Annotated in this window: 2 protein-coding genes; both read left to right on the top strand. The window is 38.8% G+C overall.

Annotated elements, in window-relative coordinates; translation table 11 throughout:
• Positions 1-286, top strand: a 286-nt coding sequence (locus ASG31_RS05655; RefSeq protein ID WP_056029058.1) for a T9SS type B sorting domain-containing protein, incomplete at its 5' end; no start/stop codon positions are given.
• Between the two features lie 190 nt (positions 287-476).
• A partial coding sequence (locus ASG31_RS05660) for an IgGFc-binding protein (protein ID WP_056029060.1) occupies positions 477-3,453 on the top strand: 2,977 nt, incomplete at its 3' end.

A 3,453-nucleotide genomic window follows, 5' to 3' on the forward strand; every position in this document is an offset into this window, starting at 1 on the left:
TCTGATCATCAATTTAATCAACGCAATCACCCCGAATGGCGACGGCCATAACGACTACCTGGATTACACCGACCTTCAGATCAAACAGGACGTAAGCATCGAGGTAGTAGACAGATATGGGGCGCCTCTCTTCAAATCTTCAGGAAAAAATTACAAATGGGACGGAAAAGCCGGAAACAGAAACCTCCCAACCGGAACATACTGGTACATCATCAAATGGACAGAGCCTGATACGAAGTTGCCAGTTTCATATTCTGGTTGGTTATTAATCAAGAATAGAGAATAAAATTTTGAGTTTTCAAAATACCAGTCCCGATGAATTTCATCGGGATTTTTCATTTATTAAATCTGTTACAATATAAAAGATTTATTAGAATTACAACAACTATATCCCTTATTAATGAAAAAAAAAGAGAAAAAACAGTGAAGTTTGAGTATTAATATGTAGATTTGTTTTTCCCTTAATCGATGAAGAAATGAAAAAATTTTTACTAACAGTATTTACATTTATCTGTGTAACAATAAACGCCCAGCTGGATACGGAACATTGGTTTGCACCTATGGCTGCAAGGACTGGTCTCAGTGCACCGCAATCATTTTTTTATTTATCGACAAATGAAACTACACCGTTTCAGATAGATATTTACAGCGGTAATGTATTTTACATGTCAACCACTGTAAGTAAAAATAATCCTGTACAATTTATTGTGCCTGCAGACTATATGATGATAGCAAATCAAAACTTTATAATGAATGTCAGCAATAAAGGATTTTACTTAAAAGGAGAAAAAAAATTCTATGCTACCTTCCGATTTTCTATAACCAATCATGCGGAAATTATAACTTCCAAAGGGCTTGCTGGTCTCGGAACAAAATTTTATGCCGCCATGGCTCCTCTTACAGCCCAAAATGATTTTACAAATTCTACTATAGGAGTAACTGCCACAGAGAACAATACTACCGTAACTGTGTCAGGATACAATCCTGCTGTTGTTTTTGCCGACGGAACATCATCGCCTACCAAAACATTCACTTTAAATAAAGGACAATCGTATATTTTGGAAACAGTAAGTCTCGATGGAATCGCAAATCTAACAGGATTAGTGGGTGCCAAAATTGAATCCGACAAACCCATATCCGTTACCAATGGGAATTATAATGGTTTTTACATAAACCAACCCTATAACGGTGCCGACATTCTTATGGATCAGTCTGTACCTGTAGAAAGACTTGGAAAGGACTTTGTTGTGGTAAAAGGGAATGGACCCATAAGTTCGCAGATGGAAAAAGTTCTGATTGTGGCCACTGAAGATAATACTACTTATAGTGTAAATGGTGTCGCATCAGGAGTTACTTTAAATGCAGGACAATACAAACTCATTGAAAGCGGATCATACATCAACCAGGGTGGCAATCACTACAATATTGGAATTTCATCAACCAAGAATATTTATGTCTACCAGCTTTTGGCCGGTGTTTCCAGCGGTACTATTACAGCAACGGGAGGGTTTAATTACATCCCACCGGTAAACTGTTTTCTCCCAAATAAAGTGGATGAAATTGGAATGATTAACAAAATTGGGAACACAGTTTATGATACCAAACTGAACATTATTACACAGTCGGGAGCTACAGTAACTTTAAACGGGAATGCTATTGCTTCATCGGATGGTCCCTATCCCGTATCAGGAAATCCGAATTGGGTCTCATATTCTGTTCCCAATGTAAGCGGAAACATTACCGTTAATTCTACAAAATCTGTAACTGCAGGAATTATTGGTGGAAGTGGCGCAGTGGGCTATGGCGGATTTTTTTCAGGATTCTCAACCGTGCCTTCAATTGTAAAGACAGGAGATTGTTTCACCGGAATTACTCTGCAGGTTGACAGTAGTTTTGATTCTTATCAATGGTATTTGAACGGAGTCGCAATTCCTGGTGCCACCACATATTTTATTAATCCTGAACTATACGGTGCCGGCAACTATACCTGCTCGATTACCAAAAACAATTGTGACACTAAAGTCACCCCGGTGTACAACTACGTCTCTTGCCCACCCATTGTTACAACTACATTTGATATTGGCAACTGCAATACAAAAATTATAACTCCAGCATTAACGAATTCTACCCAACAGATTAATCAAAGCCAAACATTAATTACCTCTCAACCAAGTTTAGGAACTGTATCTGTAAATAATGTAACAGGGCAGATTTCTTACACGCCGGTTCCAGGTTTAATAAATGATGTCACAGATTCATTCTCTTATTATATTGAAGGAAATGGAAGTCCTGCCGCCTTTCAATATTTCCAGGTAAACTTTAATATTGATGTGCTTCAGGTAAACAATGCAACAGTAACAACCTGCAACACCATTGGTACAACAGGAATTTTTGACCTTACATCAGCATCCGTGACTACAGATCCCGGAGCTACAGTTACCTATTACTCCAATCCAGGACTCACTGTACCAATTTCAGTGCCCACCAGCTACAGCTCACCCGCAGGTGTTGCTTATGCGAAAATCATTTCTATGTATGGCTGTTTCAATTCTGCTTTGCTTACTCTCACGGTAAATCCTACACCAAATATCAATACAGCGAATTTTAATGCTAATCTTTGTGATGATAATTTAGATGGAACTATAAATGTAGATTTTTCAACTATTACCCCACAAATCGTAACCAATCCCGGTAGCTTCAGTGTAAAATACTACCTCGATCAGGCTGATGCCAATATTGGCAACAATAACATACTGCCCATAATATGGTCTTATTCAACAAATACTACAGTTTATGTGAGAGTGGAATCTATTGCGGGCTGCCCTCCGCTCTTTGGGCAAATCAATTTCACCATAGGAAACAAAATCGCACTGTCAACCCAGGATTTCAGTACATTCGTTTGTGACACTAACTGGGATGTTACTGAAAATGTAGATTTGAATAATTATAAAAACAATTTCAGTACAGATCCAGCAGTTTCTGTAACATTTTACAGCACCTTAGCGAACGCTCAAAATGCGACTGGTGCTATTGCTGCCAATCAAACCATATCGCCAACTCAGGTTTTTTATCTGAGATTTCAAAGCACAGCCGGATGTGCCAATGTTGCGAAACTAACTTTAACTCTGGATCAGCTTACTGCTAATAATGCATCAATAAATGCCTGCGCTGGAGCAACCGGACAGGCTCTGTTTGATCTCACAGCTCCTGTCTTAACGACAGCACCGGGAGCAACAGTTACTTATTTCTCAGATGCAGCACTATCGATCCCAATCTCAGTGCCAACTGCATATCCTTCGGCAGGAGGTACAGTTTACGCCAAAGTAACCTCACAGTACGGATGTTCCAAAGTTACTCTGATCACTTTATCTGTAAATCCGTCTCCAAATATCAATACTGCCAACTTCAATGCAAATCTCTGCGATGATAATCTTGATGGTATTATTAACATTA

Source organism: Chryseobacterium sp. Leaf404 (assembly GCF_001424145.1).
Classification (GTDB): domain Bacteria; phylum Bacteroidota; class Bacteroidia; order Flavobacteriales; family Weeksellaceae; genus Chryseobacterium.